Origin of the sequence: Maricaulis virginensis (assembly GCF_027922185.1) — a bacterium.
GTDB classification, from domain to species: Bacteria; Pseudomonadota; Alphaproteobacteria; order Caulobacterales; family Maricaulaceae; genus Maricaulis; species Maricaulis virginensis.
In genome coordinates this window covers 45306-69971 of record NZ_BSFE01000006.1, presented here as the reverse complement: position 1 = coordinate 69971, position 24666 = coordinate 45306, and the positions used below count along the sequence as shown (strand labels likewise).

General features: G+C 65.3%; 21 protein-coding genes. 7 read left to right on the top strand and 14 right to left on the bottom strand.

What is annotated here, in order from left to right; all coding sequences use genetic code 11:
* Window positions 1-38: 38 nt before the first annotated feature.
* The 4 genes from PKE71_RS11530 to PKE71_RS11515 form a co-directional block, all read right to left on the bottom strand.
* Window positions 39-839 (bottom strand): hypothetical protein, encoded by an 801-nt coding sequence (locus tag PKE71_RS11530; protein ID WP_271187128.1) that lies wholly within the window; start codon window positions 837-839, stop codon window positions 39-41.
* An 82-nt stretch (window positions 840-921) separates the two neighbouring features.
* Entirely contained in the window at window positions 922-3945 is a 3024-nt protein-coding gene (locus tag PKE71_RS11525) for a TonB-dependent receptor plug domain-containing protein (RefSeq protein ID WP_271187127.1), read from the bottom strand.
* Window positions 3946-4149: 204 nt separating this feature from the next.
* Window positions 4150-5415, bottom strand: coding sequence for a polyhydroxyalkanoate depolymerase (locus tag PKE71_RS11520; RefSeq protein WP_271187126.1), 1266 nt, complete (start codon window positions 5413-5415; stop codon window positions 4150-4152).
* A 45-nt stretch (window positions 5416-5460) separates the two neighbouring features.
* Window positions 5461-6087, bottom strand: a complete 627-nt coding sequence (locus PKE71_RS11515; RefSeq protein WP_271187125.1) for an SCO family protein — start codon at window positions 6085-6087, stop codon at window positions 5461-5463.
* Between the two features lie 147 nt (window positions 6088-6234).
* Here PKE71_RS11515 and PKE71_RS11510 point away from each other — a divergent pair, with 147 nt between their 5' ends.
* Together PKE71_RS11510 and PKE71_RS11505 are read left to right on the top strand one after the other, a co-directional pair.
* Window positions 6235-7557 (top strand): ActS/PrrB/RegB family redox-sensitive histidine kinase, encoded by a 1323-nt coding sequence (locus tag PKE71_RS11510; RefSeq protein WP_271187124.1) that lies wholly within the window; start codon window positions 6235-6237, stop codon window positions 7555-7557.
* Window positions 7558-7597: 40 nt separating this feature from the next.
* Window positions 7598-8149 carry an ActR/PrrA/RegA family redox response regulator transcription factor gene (locus tag PKE71_RS11505; protein WP_271187123.1) on the top strand — a complete coding sequence of 184 codons (552 nt, stop codon included), beginning with the start codon at window positions 7598-7600 and terminating at the stop codon, window positions 8147-8149.
* Between the two features lie 26 nt (window positions 8150-8175).
* Here the strand turns inward: PKE71_RS11505 and PKE71_RS11500 are convergent, their stop codons facing one another.
* From PKE71_RS11500 to acnA, 3 genes are all read right to left on the bottom strand, one after another.
* Window positions 8176-10065, bottom strand: a complete 1890-nt coding sequence (locus PKE71_RS11500) for a DUF3857 domain-containing transglutaminase family protein (RefSeq protein WP_271187122.1) — start codon at window positions 10063-10065, stop codon at window positions 8176-8178.
* Between the two features lie 331 nt (window positions 10066-10396).
* Window positions 10397-11140 carry a DUF1223 domain-containing protein gene (locus tag PKE71_RS11495; protein ID WP_271187121.1) on the bottom strand — a complete coding sequence of 248 codons (744 nt, stop codon included), beginning with the start codon at window positions 11138-11140 and terminating at the stop codon, window positions 10397-10399.
* A 251-nt stretch (window positions 11141-11391) separates the two neighbouring features.
* Entirely contained in the window at window positions 11392-14067 is a 2676-nt protein-coding gene (gene acnA, locus PKE71_RS11490) for an aconitate hydratase AcnA (RefSeq protein WP_271187120.1), read from the bottom strand.
* A gap of 131 nt (window positions 14068-14198) precedes the next feature.
* On the opposite strand from acnA, the gene ccmA reads away from it, so the two are divergent.
* The 5 genes from ccmA (at window position 14199) to PKE71_RS11465 (ending at window position 17117) form a co-directional block, all read left to right on the top strand.
* On the top strand, window positions 14199-14888 hold the full coding sequence (gene ccmA, locus PKE71_RS11485; protein WP_271187119.1) for a heme ABC exporter ATP-binding protein CcmA: 690 nt from the start codon (window positions 14199-14201) through the stop codon (window positions 14886-14888).
* Complete coding sequence (locus PKE71_RS11480; RefSeq protein ID WP_271187118.1) at window positions 14885-15553, top strand: heme exporter protein CcmB; 669 nt, start codon at window positions 14885-14887, stop codon at window positions 15551-15553. Before ccmA ends, PKE71_RS11480 begins: the two co-directional genes overlap by 4 nt.
* 147 nt (window positions 15554-15700) lie before the next feature.
* Window positions 15701-16459: a heme ABC transporter permease CcmC gene (gene ccmC / locus PKE71_RS11475; RefSeq protein WP_271187117.1), complete on the top strand. Its 759-nt coding sequence runs from the start codon at window positions 15701-15703 to the stop codon at window positions 16457-16459.
* Window positions 16456-16611 (top strand): heme exporter protein CcmD, encoded by a 156-nt coding sequence (ccmD, locus tag PKE71_RS11470; RefSeq protein ID WP_271187116.1) that lies wholly within the window; start codon window positions 16456-16458, stop codon window positions 16609-16611. Before ccmC ends, ccmD begins: the two co-directional genes overlap by 4 nt.
* Window positions 16608-17117, top strand: a complete 510-nt coding sequence (locus PKE71_RS11465) for a redoxin family protein (RefSeq protein ID WP_271187115.1) — start codon at window positions 16608-16610, stop codon at window positions 17115-17117. Before ccmD ends, PKE71_RS11465 begins: the two co-directional genes overlap by 4 nt.
* 222 nt (window positions 17118-17339) lie before the next feature.
* On the opposite strand, the gene PKE71_RS11460 is transcribed toward PKE71_RS11465, so the two are convergent.
* From PKE71_RS11460 to PKE71_RS11430, 7 genes are all read right to left on the bottom strand, one after another.
* The gene (locus tag PKE71_RS11460) at window positions 17340-17945 is read right to left on the bottom strand and encodes a MarR family winged helix-turn-helix transcriptional regulator (protein WP_271187114.1); all 606 of its coding nucleotides are present in this window, start codon (window positions 17943-17945) and stop codon (window positions 17340-17342) included.
* A gap of 83 nt (window positions 17946-18028) precedes the next feature.
* Window positions 18029-18676: an inner membrane-spanning protein YciB gene (locus PKE71_RS11455; protein WP_271187113.1), complete on the bottom strand. Its 648-nt coding sequence runs from the start codon at window positions 18674-18676 to the stop codon at window positions 18029-18031.
* 23 nt (window positions 18677-18699) lie between these two features.
* Window positions 18700-19548 carry a DMT family transporter gene (locus PKE71_RS11450; RefSeq protein ID WP_271187112.1) on the bottom strand — a complete coding sequence of 283 codons (849 nt, stop codon included), beginning with the start codon at window positions 19546-19548 and terminating at the stop codon, window positions 18700-18702.
* 3 nt (window positions 19549-19551) lie between these two features.
* Window positions 19552-20481: a signal recognition particle-docking protein FtsY gene (ftsY, locus tag PKE71_RS11445; protein ID WP_271187111.1), complete on the bottom strand. Its 930-nt coding sequence runs from the start codon at window positions 20479-20481 to the stop codon at window positions 19552-19554.
* Window positions 20478-21812: a tRNA (N(6)-L-threonylcarbamoyladenosine(37)-C(2))-methylthiotransferase MtaB gene (mtaB, locus tag PKE71_RS11440; protein WP_373878813.1), complete on the bottom strand. Its 1335-nt coding sequence runs from the start codon at window positions 21810-21812 to the stop codon at window positions 20478-20480. Before mtaB ends, ftsY begins: the two co-directional genes overlap by 4 nt.
* Before the next feature lie 99 nt (window positions 21813-21911).
* Entirely contained in the window at window positions 21912-22541 is a 630-nt protein-coding gene (locus PKE71_RS11435) for a hypothetical protein (protein ID WP_271187109.1), read from the bottom strand.
* Window positions 22542-22739: 198 nt separating this feature from the next.
* Window positions 22740-24599, bottom strand: a complete 1860-nt coding sequence (locus PKE71_RS11430) for a DUF885 domain-containing protein (protein WP_271187108.1) — start codon at window positions 24597-24599, stop codon at window positions 22740-22742.
* Window positions 24600-24666 lie beyond the last annotated feature (67 nt).

The window sequence follows — 24666 nt, the reverse complement described above, 5'->3', positions numbered from 1 at the left end:
GCGCGAAGGGCGCCCGGAAGCGGGCGCCCTTTTGCATTTCAGACGGGGCCAGTGCCATAGCCCAGCAGAGCCCGAAGTCCCGGTGCGGCATAGTCCACCAGACGTTTCTGGGTGTCGGGCAGGGTGTCGGGAAACGTCGTGCTCCGGCCTGCCAGATTTTCCCGCGCCGTGCCGCTCTGCCCGCGATCGGCGCCGACGCGCACCCGGTCCCGCCAGTCTTCCGGCAATTCTCCAACCCCGGCCGCGTCCAGCAACCGGGCGAAATAGGCGTGGGCGTCCAGCGTGTCGGGATCGCCGCAATGCACGGCCAGTTCCTCATAGCGCACGAGATGGATCCCCGTTCCCAGCCAGGAAACGGCGTTGTGCGTATAGATTTCCGACAGGGTCGGCGCTTTGCCCGGAATGCCGAAAATCATCATGTTCAGCATGTCCTCGACGCTGACCGCATCCTTCTTCAGGTGCTCCAGATTGGCCTGGAAGGTGTCGGACAGGAAAAACCGCGCCCGGGCGATCACCCAGTCGTAGGGGTCGCGGACCAGGAGGATGTGGCGCACGCCTTTCAACGCGATCGCCGAAAGATCGGAAAAGAGGAGATGCCCCCAGCTCAGTTTCGGTGCTTCGGCATCGAAGGCCTTGCGGTGCTGGGCCAGGATCGGGTGCTGGATGAAGGCGGCAGGGTAGTGCTGCTCGACCGGTACGAACATGCGCATCACATTGCGCAGAAGATGCGTGCCGGACTTGGGCACGGAATTCAGGAAAACGGGGCGCGCAAGCGGTTGCTGGTCAAACTCGGTATTGCGGGCGTCCAGATTGTCGGCGTGCATTCGGATCAGCGGCATGTATCCCTCCTGTCGCATCGGATGCAAAAGGGGCGGCGGCCGCCATGGCCGCCGCCCCGATAGTCTCGATCAGGCGTGCGGCCTAGAAGGTGCGCACGATGTTGGCGAAGAAGCGCCGTCCGAACCAGTCATACTGGCTGTAGAAGGCGGAGCGGCCGACCGTGTTGTATTCACCGGAGATGGCGGTCACGGACGGCGGGTGTTCGTCGAACACGTTCGACACGCCGACCCGGGCCGACCAGTCGCCGAATGTCCGCTGAAGCGAGACGTTGTGATAGATCGTCGTCTCGGTCCACAGCTTGTAGTTCACGGGCTGGCCGACATAGGTCTGTGCGGCGTTGCCGTAGGACTGCCGGTTCGAGGTCGGGCCCACGTAGCGCATGCCCCAATAGGCGGTCCAGTCATTGCGCACGAAGGTGAAGCTGAGATCGCCGACCAGTTTGGGATCGCCGCCCTCGCCGTTGAAGTCGGCCACGACACCGCCCAGCAGGTCGGTCTTGTCCTCCAGCTGGTAGGCCGCGCTCAGATTGACCGACAGATCGCCGAAGTCGAACTGGTGGAGATAGTCGGCATTGATATCGACGCCCCGGTTTATCTGGCTGTTGATATTGATGAAGCTGTCGCGGACCGTGTTGATCAGGTACGGGCCGGGATCGGTCGGCGAATTGCGGGTGAACAGATCGCACAACGGCTCGTTGGCGAAGTCTTCCGAGTTGTAGCACCCGCCGACAATGCCCGGCGCGCCGAGGCGTGAAACCTCGTCATTGACCTCGATCTCGTAATAGTCGATCGACAGGCGGAAATTGATGGTCCGCGGTGTCAGGACAAGGCCGATATTGGTCGCTTCGGATGTTTCCGCGTCGAGAACGCCGAACCCGCCACCGGTCACGATGGTGGCCGCGGCGCCGGATCCGCTCATATCGTCCGGCAGACCGTCGGCGGCGCAATTGTCGGCTACCCGCTGGCTGATCACATTGGCAGCCAGGTTGGCCGCATAGTCGATACACGGATCGATCGTGCGCTGACCGAGGAAGCCGGTCTGGTTCGACAGGTAGAGCTCGAACAGGGCCGGCGTCCGGAAGGACGTGCCATGGGTCGCGCGCAGGCGGACCACGTCATTGACCGCCCAGTTCAGACCGACCTTGTAGGTCTCGCCGGAGCCATAGCTTTCGACATCGGTGTAGCGGCCGGAGACGGTCAGCTCCAGCGAGTCCGCAAAGCGGGAATCCGCCAGCAGCGGCACGCTGAGTTCGCCGAAAATGGCCTCGGTCGTGTCCGAACCGGCCGTGATGCCGGCAACGGAGGAGTTCCAGACATTGCCGGACAGGGTCAGCTCGCCCGGCGTGTCGTTGATCTCGTCCTCGCGATAGTGGACGCCAAGCGCCATCGCGACGGCGCCTGCCGGCAGGTCGAACACCTCGCCGCTGGCGACCGCCTCGAAGGAGCGCTGATCGTAGACCGTGCGGCCGGTTTCCTCGCCGAAGGCATATTCGGCGACATCGTCGGGCACATTGCCGCGCAGCAGTTCCGGGTCCAGCCAGTCGACATCGATACACGGCGCGCCGCGGATCGAGGTGAGCGTGCCGACGCAGGAACCGGAGCGGTAATACTGGTCATAGATCGCATCGGCATAGATGCGCTGGTCCCAGTACTCGCCTTCCGAGCGCGAGACCTGGAAGGCCATGTCCCAGCTCCAGGTGTCGAGGCCGAACAGCGTGTCGCCGCGCAGACCGGCAACGAAGCGCTGGTAGTCGATGCTGACCGAGCTGTCATTGTGGTCGGTGATGGGGGTCGGCGAGAGCTCGTTCATGCCGCCCCAGCCGGCCGCGAACGGATCCGGATAAGCGCCCCACAGATCCTCGCCATTATACATGTAGATCCAGTACTGGCGGTAGGCGTTCACATAGGTCTCGCGCCGGTTGAGCAGCGCTTCGCCATAGAGCTCGATCGAGTCCGTGACATCGAAATGGCCGTCGGCGAAGACCGTGTAGCGCTCGGTCTCCGGCACCATGGACGACTCGTCCTGGAAGGGGTGGTCGTAATTGACCAGGGCGCGCTGTTCCGGCACCCGCGGATCGACCAGGAACCAGTCGTCGGTCGGAGCGGTGAACCAGAACGGGTTGGCGTGGCTGGTGCCGATCGGGGTCAGCCCGTTGGCGGCCAGGGAGCCGTCATAATCATACTGGATCAGGCGCGGCCGCTGCAGCGGCAGGTTCGTGGTGCCGTCGCCGAAGAAGGGCGCGTAGTCATAGACCCAGACATGGCCCCAGTAGAGATCCTCGCACGAATAGCTGCCGGTGCGCGGGTCGATCAGGTCGGCGCGGGAACCGTCATTATTGAAGACATAGGGTTCGCCGCAGCTGAAATAGTCGCGATCGCCCTGGGCCAGTTCGCGCTGCTGGAATGCGTCCAGCGTGACGCGGAAGCCGCCGCGATCGAACTCCCAGCCATAGGACCCGCTCAGACGGTATTGCTCCGCAGCGCCGTCCCCCGGCACCGAGATGAAGCCATCGATCGTCCCGCCTTCGTCCTGGCGGGTGATGATGTTCACCACGCCTGCCACAGCGTCCGAGCCGTAGATCGACGAGGCGCCGTCCTTGAGGACTTCAACACGCTCGATAGCGGCCAGCGGGATGACGTTGAGGTCGAAGGCTGACACGCCGCCGCGCACACCGGCCGGACCGGCGCGGCGTCCGTTCAGCAGGACCAGCGTCCGGTTGGCCCCGAGACCCCGCAGGGACAGGGTTTCCACCCCGGTGCCGCCATTCTGGACGAATTGCGACGATGTCGCCGAGGTCACCTGGGCCGAGCCGGCCGCCACGGTTGCGGACTGCAGGAAGTCGGCGATGTCGACATTCCCCTCGAGCGCCGCATCGTCCGCCGTGAACACGTCGAGCGGGATTTCGCTGTTGAAGCCGTCGCGGCGGATGCGTGACCCCGTAACGACGATGCGATCGCTCGTTTCCGGTTCGGCATCGTCTTCGGCCTGCTCGGGAATCTGTTCCGCATCCTGAGCGAAGACGGGTGCGCCGGACAGGCTGGCAACCGCCAGCCCGGCCAGGATTGTCGAGCGCAGCAAGCGCCCCTTTTCAATGGGTGTGTACAAAGCCCCCTCCCATTAACCTACGAAAAGAAAAGGGTAATGGGCCCGCAAGGGTGGGAGCTATTGAGGAAAGACCAACCGTTGTGAAAGAGCGGTGAGCGACAAACAACGCGATGAATGACGGTTGGTGGACTCAACGCTCCGGAGCCGGGAGCGATCCGCGTCCGGCAGAGTCTGCATCGGGTTCTGGCCAGGCGTGGAACCGGGTCAGCGGCGGGCGAGCGCGGCTGCACCCTGTTCGCGCATGAAGGCCTTCATCTTCGGCGCGATATGCTCGCGGAAGCGGCGGCCGTTGAAGACGCCGTAATGGCCGACATCCGGCTGGATCCAGTCCATGCGCAGGCTTTCTTCCAGACCGCTGCACAGCGTATGCGCCGCCTGGGTCTGGCCGATGCCGGAAATGTCGTCATTCTCGCCTTCCACCGTGAGCAGGGCGACATCGACAATCTTCGACGGATCCACGAGACGGCCATGATGCGCCTGTTCGCCGCGGGCCAGCTTGTGTTCCTGGAACACGTCGCTGATCGTCTGCAGGTAGAACTCCTCGGACAGGTCCATCACCGCCAGATACTCGTCATAGAAGGTGCGGTGTTTCTCGGCGCTGTCGCCATCGCCTTCGACCAGATGGGTGAAGAAGTTCCAGTGCGCGTCGACGTGGCGGTCGAGATTCATGTTCATGAAGCCGGCCAGCTGCAGGAAGCCGGGATAGACACGCCGGAAAGCGCCGGGATTGGGCGCGGGAACCGTGTGGATCAGATTGCCGGCGAACCAGTCGAAAGGTTTCTCCTCGGCCAGCTTGTTCGGCACGGTCGGCGACAGGCGGGTATCGATCGGCGATCCCATGAAGGTCATCGAGGCCGGACGGGCCGGATCATCATCCTGGGCCATCAGCGAAACGGCACCGAGTGTCGGCGGGCCGGGCTGGCAGACCGCAACGACATGCACATCGGGTCCGAGCAGCGCGATCATTTCGCGGACATAGGCAACGAAGTCGTCGAGATCGAAACGGCCTTCGATCACCGGTACCGTTCGGGCATCCGCCCAATCGGTGATGTAGACCTCGTGATCGGGCAGGAATGCTTCCACAGTGCCACGCAGAAGGGTCGCGTAATGGCCCGACATGGGTGCGATAAAGAGCACTTTGGGATCAGGTGTGTCAGTCCCGCGCGCGGCAAGAAGCGCATCATGGTCGCGCTCGAAATGCAGCAGGTCGCACCAGGGTTTCGACCAGACGACCTCTTCGGACACCCCGACACAGCGTTCATTGATCTGCGTGCTGTCGATCATCCATTCCGGCTTGGCGTAGCGGCGCGTGACGCTCTCGAACAGCTCGGCTGCGGCCGCGATCGTGCGCCCGGCCATGGTCTCGCCGACCGGGTTCCAGGGCGCGCGCAGCGTGCGGCGCGTGGCATTGGCGGCGGCCCGCCATGGCGTGATGGCGATGCGGTTGAATTCATACATGGAGTACAGCATGGCGTCTCCTCAGGCGCGGTGTTGCGGCCCCCTCAGGACCGGGGACTATGCGCCCTCTTCCTCAAGGAAGTCTTGCAGCCGCGACGCCATTGCGGCGGGGTCGGTGCCATGGGTGAACACATCGACGAATTCCCCTTCGGAATTCATCAGGTAAACGATGGACGAGTGGTCCATAAGATAATCGTCGCCCTCGCCGGCGCGCCGGTAGACGACCCGGTAGGCGGCGGTGACCTCGGCGATCTGCTCCTCGGTCCCGGTAAGCCCGGTCAGACCGTCCGGAAAGGCCGGCGACGTCACGTACCGGGCGAGCTGCTCGACCGTGTCACGCTCAGGATCGACGGTGATCAGCACAGGCTGGATCCGTGCGCGCTCTTCCGGCTCCATCTGGTCCAGCGCTGCGGCCATGACCTGCAGCGAGAACGGGCAGATATCGGGGCAGTAGGTGTAGCCGAAATAGATCAGCATGGCCTTGCCGCGGAAATCAGCCTCGGTCACCGTTGCCCCGGTCTGGTCGACCAGGGTGAAGGGGCCGCCGATATTCGCCTCGCCGCTGATGCGCACACCCGCCTGGCGCGGCGCTTCGGCGCCCGGCCGGGTGAGGACCAGAATGAAGAACACGATCATCAGCGTGGCCGGGGCGGCAATCAGCAGCCAGATCACGGGACGCGGCATGGACGCTCCATCTGTGGGTCCGGTGTCGGTGTCTATCCGGACTCGGACGAAGCATGATAAGCCTCGCCGGAAGGGAATGTTGCAGATGCGAAGGTAAGCGCGCTTGCCCCGTCTGTCCATGCCAGCCCGCTGCTGGGGGAGGTCTGAATGGTCGATACCGATTGGGATCCATATGGCGGTGACGCCCAGCTGACCCCGGTTTTCGGACGCTTGCGCCTGCGCACGCTGGTGATGCTGCGCTGGCTGGCGGTTGCCGGCCAGACCCTGACGGTTCTCCTCGTTCACTTCGTGATCGGTTTCGAACTGCCGATCGGCTTCTGTCTCGGTGTGATCCTGGCCAGTGCCTGGATCAATACCTGGCTGACCCTCTCGGTGCCGCCGCAACGCTTTGCCCGCGACTGGGAGGCCTTTGCCCAGCTGGGCTATGACGTGGTCCAGCTGTGCGTCCTGCTGATGCTGACCGGCGGGTTGTGGAACCCCTTTGTCATCATGCTTGTCGCGCCGGTGATGATCTCGGTCGCCGCACTGCCGCCGCGCTGGTCGATCGGCGTGGGCGCCCTGGCGATGGCCGGCACCGGCGCCATGTGGCTGTGGAGCCTGCCGCTGCCCTGGTTCGCCGGCGAGCAGATCCATCTGCCCGGCGTCTACGTGCTGGGCCTGTGGTCGGCGATTTTCATTTCGATTGCCTTCACGGCGATCTATTCCTGGCGCGTCAGCCAGGAAGGCAAGCGCATGGCCACGGCGCTGGCGGCCACGCAGAGCGTGCTCTCGCGGGAGCAGCGCCTGTCGGCTCTGGGCGCGCTGGCCGCCGCGGCCGCCCACGAACTGGGCACGCCGCTGGCCACGATCCAGCTGACCGCCAAGGAAATGCTGCGCGATCTCAAGGACAATGAGCTTCTTCGCGAGGATGCCGAGCTGATGGTCGCCCAGGCCCGTCGCTGCCGCGACATTCTCAAGCGGCTCAGCCAGGAGCGCTCGGTGAGCGACATCCGTCACGACCGGCTCGAATTCCTGGCCGCGCTGGAGGAGGCGAGTGCGCCGCTTCGCGGTCTGGGGCCGATGGTCGAGGTGCAGCTGGCCGAGGGCCAGGGGTCCGAGCCGCCCGTCCTGCGTCGCATGCCGGAAATCCTCTACGGCATCGGCAATTTCATCGAGAACGCCGTCGATTTCGCCGATACACGCGTCACCGTCGAGGGGCGCTGGGATCCGGGCAATGTCTATATCCGCGTGATCGATGACGGCCCCGGCTTCTCACCGGAAATCCTGTCCCGGATTGGCGAGCCCTACACCACGACCCGTTCGGGAACGCCCGGACAGGGCGGGCTGGGGCTGGGGGTTTTCATCGCCAAGACGATGATTGAAAACTCCGGCGGTGTGGTGCGTTTCGACAATGCCGGCCCCCAGGGCGGCGCAGTGGTCTCGATCCGCTGGCCGCGCAAAGAGGTGGAGGCCCCGCCCGCTCTGGGCTAGTGAAGGTTCTGCACACCGGAATAATGACGAGGACGGACGTGTGAGCGAGATCGAATACCAGCTTCCCGAAGACAAATCCCTGCTCATTCTCGATGATGATGCGCCTTTCCGGACACGGCTGGGCCGCGCCATGACGGGCCGGGGTTTCATTGTGTCCGCCGTTGGATCCGTGGATGAGGCCAAGGAAGTCGCGCGCAACAACCCGCCCGCCTTCGCGGTTCTCGATCTGCGCCTGCAGGACGGTGACGGCCTGGATGTCGTGAAATCGCTGCACGCCTCGCGGCCGGACTGCCGCGTCGTCATGCTGACCGGCTACGGCAATATCGCGACGGCGGTGGCTGCGGTGAAGGCGGGCGCGGTCGACTATCTGTCCAAGCCGGCCGATGCCGACGACATCATCAAGGCGCTGCTGGCCCACCCGGAAGACAAGCCGGAACCGCCGGAAAACCCGATGTCGGCCGACCGGGTGCGCTGGGAGCATATCCAGCGCGTTTTCGAACTGTGCGATCACAATGTCTCGGAAACTGCCCGCCGCCTGAACATGCACCGCCGGACGTTGCAGCGCATCCTGGCAAAGCGCGCACCGCGCTAGGACGGGAACACGGCCGCTTCCAGTCCCTATCGTGTGGCCGCGGCCATTCCCGGTATGATGGGCGGCGCACTGGGCGTGACCAGGCCGCGTGTGCGACCCGGGTCCATCGCCACATTGATGTGCTCACCGAGGACGATGAAAGCGAGTTGATCTGCCGTCTGCAGATCATTGCCGACCCGGGTGAAGTGCTCCGGCAGGATTTCGGGTGACATGACGCGGGTCCGTGCCGTCAGTACCGTCTGTTCGGCGTCGTAGTGGCGCTCATCCATCAGCTCGAATACATCATTCTCGACGGTCAGGTCCGCGGCATATTCCAGCGCTTCCTCACTGTCGGGAATCCAGCCTTCTGCCCCCTCCGGCAGGTTGATGACGATGCGGTGCCGCACATCGTAGGGATAGGGCATGGCAAGCGGGGCCTCCCGGTTCTCCAGCGGTGCCATGACGATCTGACGCGACGGGCCGTGTGCAACAAAGACATAAGTCGGTTCCGGGGCGTCCTCGGCGCTGAAGTCGAACAGTTCGACCTGGTACTCCGCAGACAAGACAAGATGTCCGGATTCCGGGTCTTCCTCCAGGGTCGCTTCTCCGATGGGAGTCATGTCGGCAAAGCGGGCCGCGTAGAAACTGTTGATTCCGGCCAGAACGGTATCCTCTCCGTTGAAGTCCACGGCGGCACGCATCAGGTCGGCCATCGCGGTCCGATAGACCCATTCCGTGCGCAGGACGGCCCGGTGATCGTCGCGGTCGGCTGAAGCGATCGAGAACCGCTCCTCGATATCGAGGAAGGGGACGCGATCGAGCGGACGCTCGACCTGTGTGAGGGCGTAGCTGTTGTCGTTCGCGATCAGCGCATAGCCCCAGGCGAGGGGCTGCTGGTCTCTCAGGTCGCCGTGCTGGGGGGTGCCGGTCGGATCCAGCCAGTAGCGGCGATTGCCCCGGGCAAGCGTGACGATGACATGATCGAAGACCTGCGGGGTCGGGGGCAGGACGTCCAGACCCCGGCCCGTCGTGGTGCTGACCAGCGCGGCTTCGGCCTCGATGCCCATTGCGTGCAGCAGGGAGATCAGCAGGAGGGTCTTCGCCTTGCAATCACCTTCAGAGAACCGCAGCGTCTCCGCCGGGTGAAGGGGGCGGTATCCGCCTTCTCCCAGCATGATCGCAAAATAATCGATTTCCGACTGCAGATGGCGCAACGCGGCCATAATGCGCTCGTCCTCGTCCGGGTGGGCCTGCATGATTGTCTGCGCAAGCGCGTCGACATCGGGATCGCTCACCGGCTGGAAGAGCTCGGCAGCCCACTCAGCGACCTCATGCCAGTTCTCGTACTGGGTGCCGACCCAGACGGGGTAGGGGTAGCGCCAGGGCGGGGTCAGATAATCCGGCTCTGTGAACTCCACGGGTCCGGGACCGTATGACAATATCGTGCGCCCGTCCTCGTGCGTCTCGCTCACTTCGGGCGCTCCGCCATGGCCGCTGAAATTCAGCGGTCCACGTGGCCAGGAGGAGCGCACATGCACCTGGTCATACAGAACCATCTGATCGGCATAGGAGATCGCCAGCGTATAGCGATGTCCCGTGACCGGGGACTGATCGCGGATTGTATAGGCCAGCTCGAGTCTGTCGCCTGCGCGCATCCCCGGTACGCGAAGAAGCGCGGTGACCTGCCCGCTGAACATGCCGGTTTCCCGTCCGCTGTCCGGACGAACGAATTCAAGCCGAACCGAGTCGTTCAGTGTTTCCACGACACCGTCGCGCGTCCGCACGAGGTGATGCAGCTGGACCGACTGGCGTGCCGGGTCGAACGGAACCGAGATTTGCGAGATCGCATTGGCACCAGCCTGGTTCGCCGTATCGACGATCTGGCGATGAAAATGGTCGGCGTGGCTACGTCCGGCGAAGAACTGATAGTCGAACAACAGGGGCAGAACGCCGTCGGGCGGGGTCTTGTTTCTCTCTGTTGCGGCCGGGACATCTACGTCAACTACGAAGTCCGGTATCGGCGCGAAGCTTACTTCCGGATCTGGCGCTTCGGCGAATCTCAGCGGACGCAGAACATCGCGTTCGTCCGGACTGTTAGCCGACAGGCCACGCTGAAAGGTCTCGGTCACAAAAACCGCGCTTATGCTGAGCGGAATTGCCAGCACAGCACCTGCAAAAACACGCCACCACATACCGTATCCCCCAGCCTCGCACCACTTTAGGGCGATGGCCCGGGAGGGCTCAAGCTGAAATTGGCTTGCAAGTGCTCTAGTGCTGCCGGCCGTCCTCGTCTTCCGGTTCGGCGTGGGCGTAGCCGTAGATCGGGCCGCCGCCCGTGCCCTGCACGATGGCGACCGTGCCGAAACGGCGGAAGCTCTCGCCCATGAAGGTGGCTTCGCCGCCGGACCATGAGCCCAGATAGGTCAGGCTCTTGACCATGTTGTAGTGCGGCATGTCGAGGCCCTCATTCTCGCCGGCGCCGATCTCGACCATCGCCCAGCCCGGCGCGTAGGCGACCAGCCAGACATCGAGCTCTTCTTCCGGCGCTTCGCCGTCCAGATGTACCATGAAGGAACCGAACGGACCGTCTTCGAGGCGGATGACCGGGCTGTCCGGCATGGCGCAGAGGCGTTCATTCACGGCACCGGAAACCTTGTCGCGGTTCCAGCCCGGTGCGTCGGTGATGCCGTCGATCACGAATTGTGGCGTGTAGAGGCGGCTGACATCGAGATTGGGCAGATACATGCGCTGGCGCTGGACATATTCCGGCCGCGCATAGGTGTCGGTCCAGCCATACATGTCCCAGTAGGACACGGCGAAAGCGAGGGTGAAGACGTTTTCGTGGCGGTCGAGTTCGCCCAGATAGCGGTTGGCGTCGGGGCAGAGCGGGCAGCCCTGGCTGGTGAAGAGTTCCACAAGCACCGGCCGTTCCGACCAGCACGCGGTCTCGCGCGTATCCGGTTCGCCGGCCAGGGCAGGCCCGGCAGTGGCCAGGGCAAGGAAGAGGGACACCAGCTGTCGCATGCTGTCTAGATAATCACCCCGGTCCGGGCGCGCCAATCACTTGGGCGTGACGGCGTCGAGAGCCGATCAGTCCTTCCCCTTGATGGGGAAGGTGCCCGGCGAAGCCGGGCGGAAGGGGTGAATCCCTGTGCTTGCGAATTGGAAACACCTCGTTCCCACCCCCTCCGACCCGCGGCTTGCGCCGCGTCCCACCTCCCCCATCAAGGGGGAGGATGGAGCGCGTGCTTTGTACTATTGGCCTAGTCCCGCGCCAGATTGCGCAGCACGTAGTGCAGGATACCGCCATTGCGGAAGTATTCGAGCTCGTTCTCGGTGTCGATCCGGGCCCGGGCCTTGGCGACTTTCTTGTCGCCGTTCGGGAAGGTGATCTCGATGTCCATCTCGGCGCGCGGCTCGAGCGCTTCGACACCCTTGATCGTTACGATCTCGTCGCCGGTCATGCCCAGGGCTTCCCAGGACTGGCCGTCCTCGAACTGCAGCGGCAGCACGCCCATGCCGATCAGGTTGGAGCGGTGGATGCGCTCGAAGCTCTCTGCGATCACGGCTTTCACGCCCAGCAGGCGGGTGCCCTTGGCAGCCCAGTCACGCGACGAACCCGTGCCGTATTCCTTGCCGCCGAACACGACCAGCGGCGTGCCCTCGGCCTGGTATTCCATGCAGGCGTCGTAGATGAACTTCTGCTCGCCGTCCTTCTTGGTGAAGCCGCCTTCAACGCCGTCCAGCATCTTGTTCTTGATGCGGATGTTAGCGAAGGTGCCGCGCATCATCACCTCGTGATTGCCGCGGCGCGAGCCGTAGGAGTTGAACTCCAGAACCGGCACCTGGCGTTCCTGCAGGTAGCGGCCCGCCGGGCTGTCGGCCTTGATCGAACCGGCCGGCGAGATGTGGTCGGTCGTGATTGAGTCGCCGAACAGACCCATGATCTTGGCGTTGACGACATCGCCCGGGGCTTCCGGATCCATCGTCATGCCTTCGAAATAGGGCGGGTTCTGTACATAGGTCGAGGTGTGATCCCACTCATAGGTCAGGCCGCCGGTAACCTCGATGTCGCGCCAGTTCTCGTCGCCCTTGAACACGTCGGCATAGCGCTTGGCGAACATGTCCGGGGTGACGGCGGTGCGGACGGCTTCGGCGATTTCCGCCGAGGAGGGCCAGATGTCCTTCAGGTAGACGTCGTTTCCGTCCTCGTCCTGGCCGAGCGGGTCGGTGGTCAGGTTGACCTTCATCGACCCGGCCAGCGCGTAGGCCACCACCAGCGGCGGCGAGGCGAGATAGTTGGCGCGCACGTCCGGCGAGATCCGGCCTTCGAAATTGCGGTTGCCGGACAGGACGGAGGTCGCCACGAGATCGTTCTCGTTGACGGTCTTCGAGATCGCCGGCGGCAGCGGGCCGGAATTGCCGATACAGGTCGTGCAGCCATAGCCGACGAGGTTGAAGCCCAGCGCATCGAGATCGTCCTGCAGGCCGGCCTTTTCCAGATAGTCGGTGACGACCTGGGAGCCGGGCGCCAGCGAGGTCTTCACCCACGGCTTCACCTTCAGGCCCTTCGCCAGCGCGTTGCGGGCCAGAAGGCCGGCGCCCAGCATCACCGAGGGGTTGGAGGTGTTGGTGCACGAGGTGATCGCGGCAATGGCGACGTCGCCATTGGTGAAGACATAGTCCTCGCCCTCGACCGGGGCCGACTTGTCCAGCTCGCCGCCCTTGCCGTACTCGGTCTCCATCACCTTGGCGAAGCCTTCGGCGGCCTTGGACAGCTCGACCCAGTCCTGCGGGCGCTTCGGACCGGAGACCGCCGGAACGATGGTCGACATGTCCAGGTGCAGCGTGTCGGTGAAGACGGGCGCTTCGGTGTAGTCCGGACGGAACATGCCCTGGGCCTTCGAATAGGCCTCGACCAGCGCGACGCGCTTGTCGTCGCGGCCGGTGGCGCGCAGGTATTCGAGTGTTTCATTGTCGACTGGGAAGAAGCCGCAGGTCGCACCGTATTCCGGCGCCATGTTGGCGATCGTCGCCTCGTCTTCCAGCGACAGGTGATCCAGGCCTTCGCCGTAGAACTCGACGAACTTGCCGACCACGCCCTTCTTGCGCAGCATTTCCACGACCTTCAGCACGAGGTCGGTGGCGGTGGCGCCTTCCGGCATCTTGCCGGTCAGCTCGAAGCCGATGACTTCCGGGATCAGCATGGAGACCGGCTGGCCCAGCATCGCGGCTTCCGCCTCGATACCGCCGACACCCCAGCCCAGCACGGCCAGGCCGTTGATCATGGTGGTGTGGCTGTCCGTACCCACGCAGGTGTCCGGGTAGGCGACGGTCTCGCCATTCTCTTCCTTGGTCCAGACGGCCTGGGCCAGGTTTTCCAGGTTCACCTGGTGGATGATGCCGGTGCCCGGCGGGACGACGCGGAAATTGTCGAACGCCTTGGCGCCCCATTTCAGGAATTTGTAGCGCTCGCCATTGCGCTCGTACTCGCGCTCGACATTCTTGGCGAAGCTGTTGGCCTGGCCGAAATTGTCGACCATCACCGAGTGGTCGATCACCAGATCGACCGGGACCTGCGGGTTGATGCGCTGCGGGTCGGCGCCGAGCTTGCCGGCGGCATCGCGCATGGCGGCCAGGTCGACCACGGCCGGAACGCCGGTGAAGTCCTGCATCACCACGCGGGCCGGGCGGTAGGCAATCTCGTGTTCCGAGGTGCGCGTGGTCAGCCAGGTGGCCATCGCCTCGATATCTGCCTTGGTGACGGTCTTGCCGTCTTCGAAGCGCAGCAGGTTTTCCAGCAGCACCTTCAGCGAGGCCGGCAGGCGGGAGACCCCGGTCAGGCCGTTCGCTTCGGCGACCTTGAGGTCGTAATAGGTATAGGTCTCACCGGCGGCGGTGAGGGTGCGCTTGCAGGAAAAACTGTCGAGAGAGGCCATATGCGTCATCCTCGTAAGGCGTCGAAGGGGCGGGGAATGCCCGGTGGGAGGTCGGCCATTTCGAAGTGGCCGTATGTTTTGGCGGGGTTTTAACCGGTGTGGGGCGCTGCTGCAATGCGGCGTTCCGTGCGTTGACGAACCAACCCCGCTCGGGCGACATGCTGGCCATGACGACCGCCCTTGCCGAATTCCCAGCCCTTGAGGCGCTGTCTCCGCAGACCCTTGAAGCGTCAGGACTTTCCCTGTCGCGCGGCGGGCTGCGGCTGGTCGAGGGCCTGGACCTGGCGCTCGCGCCGTCCGGCGCGCTCCTGCTGACCGGTCCCAATGGCACCGGAAAGACGACCCTGCTGCGCGCGCTGGCCGGTCTTGTGCGTCCGGATGCCGGTGCTGTGGCGATCGGCGATCAGCCGGCCGGCCAGGTTGCTGCCGATACGCTTGGCTGGCTTGGCCATGCGGACGGGCTCAAGCCGAACGAGACCTTGCGGCACGCCCTGCGCTTCTGGGCAGACATGCACGGCACGCCGCGCACGGCGATCCTGCCCCTGATGCGCGTGATGGGGATCGGGGCGCTGATCGACCGGCCGGCCGGTCAGCTCTCGCGGGGACAGCAGCGGCGCGCCGGACTTGTCCGCGCGGCGCTGGCCAACCGGCCGCTCTGGCTGCTCGACGAACCCGCCGGTCCGCTCGACGGCGCCGGCCGTGACCGTCTCGCCGAACTGGTCGCCTGGCACCGCAGCCGCGGCGGCAGCGTGATCGCGGCGACGCACCAGACGCTGGACTGGCCCGGGGCCGCCATGCTGGATCTGGGGATGTACCGGTGAGCCGGCTCGGTGCGGTCTTTGCGCGCGAGGCGCGGCTGGCCTGGTCGGGTGGTGGCGGCCCGGCCGGTCCGGCTGCTTTCTTCCTGGCAGCCATCACCCTTGCGCCGCTCGCGATCGGACCGTCGCCTGAACTCCTCGCTGCCGCCGGTCCCGGCCTGATGGGCTTTGCGGCCCTCCTGTCGGTGCTGCAATCGGCCGAGCGCCTTTATGGCGACGATTTTTCCGACGGCACGCTGGACCTCTATGCCCTGTCGCCGATGGGTCTGTCCCTGCTCTGCCTCGCCAAGACGCTGGGGCAGGGCATCGCAACCCTGTGGCCCCTGCCGGTGATCGCCCTTCTGGGCGGGCTGATGTACGGCGTGCCGCTGCAGCCGAGCCTGATGCTGGCCGCGGCGCTGGCCGCAGCCATACCGGCGCTGGTGCTCCTGGCAGGATTTGCGGGTGCGCTGGCAGCCGGTGTGCGCCGCTCGGGCCTGCTGATCGCGCTGATCGCCGCCCCGATGATGGTGCCGGTCCTGATCTTCGCCGCCGGCGCCGGCCGGGCGGGTTTTGAAGGGGATGAACGGGCCCTGGCGAACCTCGTGCTGACGGCAGCCGTGTCTTTGGGAACGATTGCGCTGGTACCGTTCGGGATCGCGGCCGCGGTGCGATCGCGGCTGGGCTAAGGGCTCTCCCCCCATCGCCTCCCCCGGCTCAAGGCCGGGGTCGGCACTTCTCCCACTTCGCAGGGGAAGCCTGTTCACGCCGGACCGTTTCAAGCGCGCATCCGTCGCACTTGCCGCCCGGAGCATCCCAAAGTAATCAGCGAAGCCATGCTGTCCTACTTTTCCAACCCCCAGCGTTTTGACGGTCTGGCCCGGCGGGTGATCCCGGTGCTGGGCGTCCTGACCGTGCTGCTGCTGGGCATCGGTATCTACCTGTCCTTCTTCGGCTCGCCGCCGGACTACCAGCAGGGCGATACGGTGCGGATCATGTATGTCCACGTGCCCGCCGCCTACATGGCGATGGCGCTCTATGCGGCGCTGGCCGGGGCGAGCTTCGTCTTCTTCGTCTGGCGCCACGCGCTGGCCGATGCGGCGGCCGAGGTGATCGCGCCCATCGGGGCCGTCTTCACGGTGCTGGCCCTGATCACCGGTTCGCTCTGGGGCAAGCCGATGTGGGGGACCTGGTGGGAATGGGATGCGCGGATGACCTCCGTGCTCGTCCTGCTGCTGGTCTATCTGGGCTATATGGCCCTGCGCGCCGCGCTCGAGGATGCCCAGCAAGCCGCACGGGCCGGTGCGGTCCTGGCCATGGCAGGCGTCGTCAATCTGGTGATCGTGAAATTCTCGGTCGACTGGTGGTCGTCCCTGCATCAGCCGGCCTCGGTGATCCGTTTCGACGGACCCACCATCCATTCCAGCCAGCTCTGGCCGCTCGCCATCATGGCGCTGGCCTATACGATGCTGGCGGCGTGGCTGGTCTTCTACCGGCTGCGCTCGCGCGCCGTGATCCAGCGGGCACGGCAGATCGAGCGCCGCAAGCTGCAGGCGGCCCGTGCAGCGCAGTCGACGCAGGGGAGCGGCGCATGAGCGAATTCTTCGCGATGGGCGGCTATGCGGCTTTCATCTGGCCGGCCTGGGGCCTGTCTGCCCTGGCTCTGGCGGCTCTGGTGGTTCTGGCACTGCTGGAACGCCGTGCCGCGACCGGACGCCTGCGCCGTCTGGAGAATGACGAGGCATGATGCAGGCCATCCGCCTGGCCGCGCTGCTGGCGGTCCTGGCCCTGGCCGGCATGCTGGGCTGGCGGGTGTATCAGGACCATCACGCGCCGCGCGAGCCCCTGCCCGAGCTCACCCTGGCGCCGCTCGCCGGACAGGCGGCATTCGATCCCGCTGATATCGAGGGCGCCTACCTGCTCAATGTCTGGGGATCATGGTGTGCGCCCTGCCGGATCGAGCACCCCGTGCTGATGGCGCTCCGGGCGGAAGGGTATGCGATCTACGGCATCAACTGGCGCGATCATCCAGACGACGCAAACGCCTTCCTGGCCGAGCTGGGCAATCCCTATGCAGGCATCATGCAGGATGTGAACGGCGCATCGGCACAGGCGCTGGCGATTTCCGGGGCACCGGAGACATTGGTGATCTCGGCCGAAGGCGAGGTCCTGACCCGCTGGCCTGGACCGCTCACCGCCGATGTGCTGCGCAATCGCATCTATCCGGCACTGGATCGTGGCGCGCGTCGCTGAAGCATTTTCAGCAAAAGTGGGCACCGGTTTTGCGGTTCGAAAAAGCGATCACTCAGGACCCGGCATTTTCAGCAAAAGTGGGCACCGGTTTTGCAGTTCGAAAATGCGGCCGCTCAGGACCCGGCATTTTCAGCAAAAGTGGGCACCGGTTTTGCGGTTCGAAAATGCGGCCGCTCAAAAAGCCGGAGCCATTTCGTCGACCCAAATTGCGATGAAATGGCTCTAGGCGGACACCTGCTCCTGTGAGGCCTTTTCGGCCTTCTTCGCCTTTTTGGCAGCCTTCTTCGCCTTTTCCTTGGCCTTTTCCTTCGCCTTCTTCTTGGCTTTCTTCTTCTTTTCCTTGGCCTTTTCGCGCGCCTTCTTGGCCTCTTCCTCACCCTTCTCCAAGGTCAGGGCGATACGGCGCAGGGTTTCCAGGAAGCTGGCCCGCTTGTTCTTCGGCAGGGCCGACAGGATCGCCTTGTCGGCCTCCATCGCACCGAGCGTGGCGGCTTCAAGCAGGGCGCGCCCGTCATCGGTCAGACGGACCGCATTGGCGCGGCCGTCATCGGGCAGTTTCTCGCGTTCCAGCAAGCCGTTGCGCACCATGCGGGCGACCAGCTCGGCGAGGGTCGACCGGTCGATCCCGGTGACCTTCACCAGCTCGGTCTGGGTCAGGCCCTCATTCCCGCCGGTGGCGTGCAGCACGGCAAACTGGCGCTGGGTCAGCTTGGCGCCGGCCATGGCCTTCATGAAGCGTTCGGCCGCGAATTGCTGTGCGCGGTGGAGAAGGTGTCCCGGCGACTCGGCCAGGTCGAATTTTTTCGTGTCCGGCTTGTCCTGCGACATGACCCTCTCCGCCCGATCCCGATTTCATCCTAATGCGGATTTATAACGCGAAAATGACGTTGATCCGAGCACGGATTTTCGGCTTAAGCGCTGGCGGGATCGTCGCTTTTCGGCTGGTGCTTGAAGATCAGGGGCAGTTGCGCTGCGCCGAATGCCAGTGTCAGAGCGATGACGCCCAGCTTGGCATTGGCCCAGAAGGCCTCCGACAGGGCCAGCCCGTCGAACCAGCGCGCGCTTACCGGCACGACGCTGTCTGTGATGTGCCGCCACATCACTTCGTTCAGCCCCGCGAGGAACTGGAACCAGACCGCCCAGCGGATCGCCAGGATGGTCCAGGCGCGCTCGGGCAGTTCGAAAATGTGCTGGAAGAAGATCTTCCAGACATTCTGGCCGAAGAAGAGACCGATCAGGATCATGTAGGACAGGAAAAGGTTGATGATGGTCGGCTTGATGTAGATGAAGATGGGGTCCTGCAGCCAGATCCCCATCGCGCCGAAACCCAGGACCAGCGCCGTTGTGAAGATCAGCATGGGCGGGATGCGTTTCTCAACCCGGATCGACAGGATGACGGCCGCGGTTGCGGCGACCATGTAGGCGCCTGTGCCCCAGTAGATTGCGCTGTCCCCCGCAACGAAGCGAGCGAGATTGTAGACAACGATCCACACGCCGATCGGGCCGGCATCGATCAGGAGGCGCGAGCCCTGTTCGCTCGTATTCCGGGTCTGGGCCAAGATCGCGTCTCCCGCTCGGCTGGTTACATCATCTGTAGCAATACGAGCCCGGTGGCGAGGCAGATTGCAAGCACTGTCCGCCGCAGGCCGAAAGGTTCCTTCAGCACGAGGGCGGCCAGAACCGCCCCGAACACGATGGACAGTTCGCGCAGGGCCGCCATCGGGGCAACGGGTGCCGAGGCGTAGGCATAGAGGGCGAGCCCGTAGGTCGAGGCGTTGAATACGGTTGAATAGAGCGCCGGACGGGCCTCGCGGCGGGCCGCCGGCCAGAAGGCACGGCCCCGTCGCAGGATCGCTGTCGGCAGGATGGTGACGATGGACAGGACGAAGAACCAGCCGAGATAGACGAGGATGCGGCCGCTCTCGCGCACGCCGGAGGCGTCGATCACGGTGTAGGCGGCGGTCATCGTGGCGGCGGCGAGGGCCAGCAGCAGGACCTTCACCTTCGGCTTGCCGTCGCGTTCGGGCCAGGCAAAGCCGATCAGCGCGGCGCAGGCTATGGCGAGGCCGGCCAGCTGACCGGGCGAGATGGTTTCCTGCAGGAAGACAAACGCTGCCAGGGCCGCCAGGGCCGGTGCGCTGCCGCGCATGACCGGATAGGCGAGATTCATGTCGCCATGGCTGAAGGCGGCGATCATCAGCATGTTGTAGGCCCAGATCACTGCCGTGCCGGCCAGCAGGAAGCGCCAGACCTCCCAGGGCGGCAGGGGCTGGGTGACAAGCCAGGGCAGGAAGGCCAGGCCGACAAAGGCGAGGGTCAGGCCGCGGAAGACCAGCTTGTCCTCGGCCTGTTTGGTCAGAAGCGTCATGCCCGAATGCGCGGCGGCCGAGCCCAGCATGGCCAGCGTCGCGGCGAGCGTGACCGCGTCCAACCGCTAGTCCTCCAGACCCGCCAGGGCGCGGGAGAAGTCGCGGGCGGAGAAGGGCTGGAGATCCTCTTCGCCTTCGCCGATGCCGATATAGTGGATGGGCAGTCTGAACTTTTCCGCCACCTGCACCAGGGCGCCGCCCTTGGCCGTTCCGTCCAGCTTGGTCATCACCACGCCCGTGACATTGGCGGCCTCGAGGAAGGCTTCGGCCTGGGAGACGGCGTTCGAGCCGACGGTGCCGTCGAGCACCAGCACGACATGGTGCGGGGCCTCGGGCATCTTCTTCTTGATGACGCGGATGACCTTGCGCAGCTCGTCCATCAGCTCGGCCTTGTTCTGCAGCCGGCCGGCCGTATCGATCAGGACAACGTCATGTCCGTCGCGTTCGGCGGTTTCCAGCGCGTCGAAGGCGAGACCGGCCGCGTCGGCGCCGATCTCGCGCTTGATCACGGGCGCCCCGGCGCGTTCGCCCCAGACCGAGACCTGTTCGATCGCAGCGGCGCGGAAGGTGTCGCCGGCGGCGAGGAGCGGGTTGCGGCCCTCGCGCTTCAGCTTGACGGCAATCTTGCCGAGTGTGGTGGTCTTGCCCGACCCGTTGACGCCGACAAAGACCACCACTTGCGGTGACATACCGGTGACATCGAGGTCACATTGGAGTGGCATTAGTGTCTCGCTGACCACATCTGCGAGCGCCGCGCGGACCTCTTCGTCGGTCACTTCCCTGTCGAACCGGTCGCGCGCAAGGCGTTCGGTGACCCGCGCTGCGGCGGGAGCACCGAGATCGGCGGCGATCAGGGCGTCTTCCAGCTCCTCCAGCGCGGCGGCGTCGAGCTTGCGCTTGGTGAAAATGGCGGTGACGCTGTCGCCCAGCTGGGTCGAGGAGCGCTTCAGCCCCTGCGCCAGCCGGGAAAAGAAGCCCGGTTTCTTCTCGCTCATCCGGCGATGACCCCCTGCAGTTCGCGCCCGTCATGCCCGGTCACGTCGATATCGACAAGGGCACCGGCCCGCGGCACTTGCGCTTCGGGGATGCGGATGCCGGCGAAATTGCCGGCGCGGGCAAAGCCCGGCTTCTCCACCAGGGCAGCGCTGACACGTCCGATCATGCCGTCGAGATGGCGCTGCAGCGCTTCGTCGGCCTTGGCGCGCAGCCGGTTGGCGCGGTCCTTGATGACGGCGCGTTCCAGCTGCGGCATGCGTGCGGCGGGGGTTCCGGGGCGCGGCGAGAACGGGAAGACGTGCAGATAGGCGAGCCGGCACTCGTCGACCAGGCCGATCGAGTTCTCGAACATCGCTTCCGTCTCGGTCGGGAAACCGGCGATCATGTCGGCGCCGAAGGCGATCTCCGGACGGGCGGCCTTGAGCCGTTCGCACAGCGCAATCGCGTCGCCGCGCAGATGGCGCCGCTTCATGCGCTTGAGGATCATGTCGTCGCCGGCCTGCAGCGACAGGTGCAGATAGGGCGCCACGCGCTCTTCTCCCGTCACGGCCTCGAACAAGGCGTCATCGATCTCGATCGCGTCGATGGAGGACAGGCGCAGGCGCGGCAGGTCGGGCACATGCTTCAGGATCGCCTGGACGAGGCGCCCCAGCGGCGGATTGCCCGGCAGATCTTCGCCCCAGGAGGTGAGGTCGACGCCGGTCAGCACCACTTCGGAATGCCCCGCATCGACCAGCGTCCTGATCTGGTCGACCACTTCGCCCAGCGGCACGGAGCGCGAATTGCCGCGGCCATAGGGGATGATGCAGAAGGTGCAGCGGTGGTCGCAGCCATTCTGCACCTGGACATAGGCGCGGGCGCGGCCTTCCATGCCCTCCACGAGATGACCGGCCGTCTCGGTGACACTCATGATGTCGTTGACGCGCACTTTCTCGGTGCCGCCGAGCAGGGTGGCGGGCGCGAAGGTTTCCGCTTTCAGCTTGTCGTCATTGCCGACCACGCGATCGACTTCCGGCATCCGGCCGAACATGTCCGGATCGACCTGGGCGGCACAGCCGGTGACGATGATCTTCGCCCCGGGATTTTCGCGCCGGGCGCGGCGGATGTGCTGGCGGGCCTGGCGCACGGCCTCATTGGTCACGGCGCAGGTGTTGACCAGGATGGTATTGGTCAGCCCCTGCTCGCGCGCATGCTTGCGCATGACCTCGCTTTCCCACGCATTCAGCCGGCAGCCGAAGGTGAGAACGTCGAGGCCTTCATCGGTGACCGGATCCCGCGTCGGCGGCGTATCGGCCCCGGAGGCGGCGGGGTTGTCGTCATGGGCGCTCATGGAGGGCGGATAAGTGGCCACGCGCCGCCGCGCCGTCAAGCGGCGCGGTCAATTATGAGCGCGGGACGGGTATGCGAAATCGGCCGGCCGGGCAGCGCTTCAGCCGCCTGGCCGCGCCATCATCCGCCGTGCCCCTTCGCCGGTCAGCACGGCCCAGACGCCCAGCAGGGCGTGATAGATGTGCCAGTTGGCCAGGCCCAGCGTGGTGGCGTCGCGGCTGCCGCCGATCACCAGCGAGGCAAAGGCCAGAAGACCGAAGGCTGCCAGCCAGACCAGACCCGCCGGCCAGTCGCGCCTTGTCAGCAGGGCGCCCGCGCCCGCCAGGCCGATCAGAAGCGCCAGGGCGGGCAGTACGCCGAGGAGCGTATCCGAGCCGGGGAAAACCAGCAGGAAGGCAATGAAAACGGGAATGCCCATGCGGATATAGCGGGTCACGCCCGCGGGAAGCCGGACGCGGAAAGCGGTGAGGGCGAGACCTGTGGCGATCAGGAGAAGACCCGCTGCGGCCGCATAGCTGCTGGCGATGCCGTGCGCTGTTGCCAGCGGGCCGTCGATCTGGCCCGAGGCAAATCGGATCGTGCCGACAAGGGCCGCCAGTGCCATCAGAACCAGCCCCATCCGGATCATCCGCACCTCGCCATGCCGCCGCTGCGGCCACAGGCGCCAGAGGCCGATTGCAGCGCCGATGACGACGAGGAAGTCGGTGAGGGCGAAGGCAAGATTGGTCATCAAGGAAAATCCCCAAGCAAGTTGTCATCCCGGATGGATGCCCGGCCTCGGGCCGGGCGGAAGTCCGGGACCCATAATCCCGGTGCTGATCCTTGCTGTCTCTGAGATCGCGTTTGCCAACGGCCGGATTTGGCGCGTATGGGTCCCGGCCCTGCAGCCCGCCTTGGCGGGCTATCCGGCCGGGATGACAAAGCGAAACTATTCCCCCTCCAGCGCGGCCGCCTCGTCCTCGATCCAGGCGAGCATTTTTTCTTCCAGCGCGGACAGCGGCATGGCGCCGTCGCGCAGGAGGACGTCGTGGAACTCGCGGATGTCGAAACCGGCGCCCAGGCGTTCCTCGGCCTGGCGGCGCAGATCGCGCATCAAGAGCTCGCCCGACTTGTAGGCCAGGGCCTGGCCCGGCCAGGAGATATAGCGCTGCACCTCGGTGCGGATATTGTGCGGGGCGAGGGCGGAGTTTTCCAGGAAACAGGCCTCGGCCTGTTCGCGCGTCCAGCCCATATAGTGGATGCCGGTATCGACCACGAGCCGGCAGGCGCGCCACATCTCGTAGGTCAGCCGGCCGAAATCCTCGTAGGGCGTGGTGTAGAGGCCCATGTCGATAGCCAGATTCTCGGTATAGAGGCCCCAGCCCTCGCCGAAGGCGGTGATATAGGTGTTGCGGCGGAAGTCCGGCACATCCTCCAGCTCGGCGGCAATCGAGATCTGATGGTGGTGGCCCGGCACGGCCTCGTGCACGGTCAGCGCCGGCAGGGTGTAGAGCGGGCGCTGGGACAGGTCATAGGTGTTGACCATATAGCCGCCGGCCACGCCGTTCTCGAGATCGCCGCCCCAGTAGCGGCCGGTCGTATAGGTCGGCGCCATCGTGTCCGGTACCGGCCGCACGCCATAGGGCAGGCGCGGCAGATGGCCGAAGAAGCGCGGCATCTGGTCGTCGGCCCGCTTGGCGATCCAGGCGGCGTGCATCAGCAGCTCTTCCGGCGTCTCGGCGTAGAATTGCGGATCGGTGCGCAGGAAGTGCAGGAATTCCGCGAACGTGCCCTCGAAACCGGTCTCGGCAATGACGGCGTCCATTTCCTCACGGATCCGGGCAACTTCGGCCAGGCCGCGCTGATGGACCTCCTCCGGCGAGGTATCCAGCGTCGTGTGGTAGCGCACCAGGGTCTGGTAGTATTCGCGCCCCTGCGGCACGTCGGAAATGCCCAGGCTCTCGCGGGTCTGCGGGATGTAGGTGTCGCGGAAATAGGCGAGCAGGTTTTCATAGGCCGGCAGGGCCGCCTCGGCGATGGCGGCCTCGGTTTCGGCGCGCAGGCGGTCGCGCTCGGCCTGGGGCATGCCGGCCGGCAGGGCGTCGACCGGGGCGATCAGGATGCCGGACAGCGTGTCGGCATCGGCCAGCGCCTCGATCTGCGAGGCGGCGAGTTCGGCGATCAGGCGCGGCTGGGTGAAGCCGTCCTGCAGACCCCGGTTCATCCAGTCGATATTGGCCTGGAAATAGTCCGGCAGGTTGCGCAGGCGGGCAATCCACGCCTCGCCCTGTTCGGCATTGCGCGGCCGGGTCGATGCGGCGGCATAGGTCGGCGCGGTGAAGAAGCCGCTATCGTTCAGGAAGGGCGTGCGCGCGGTGTCGAAGGGCGCCAGCTCGACGCTGAAGCGCAGCGAATAATCCAGCACGTCGTAGGAGACGCGGTCATTGCGGTCCAGGCCGTCGCGATCGATGGTTTCCAGCCGTTCCAGGAAGGCTGCTTCCTGCGCGGTTTCTTCGGCCTGGTGTTCGGCAGACACGTCCGGCCACCGGCTCATCGCGTCCAGATCGCCGTCGCGGGCCCGGCGGCTCAGGCTGTTTTCCCTCTGGAAGGCTTCATAGTCCTCGACCAGCGACGCAAAGGCCTCGCTGGCGGCGGGGTCGGCGGCGGGTGCCGCTTCCGGTGTGCTCTCGTCCTGGCGGACAGCTGCGGCGGCATTCGCCTCCGGCGTCAGGGAGCCTGCATCATTGCAGGCGGCAATCGCCAGGATGGAGGCGCCGGCCAGCGCCGCTCGAACGACCGGATGTGTCATGAAATCTCTCCCCTGTCGGTGCCCGGCCGGGTGCGGACACCGCGCGCAGAATGGCGCGCGCCTTTCC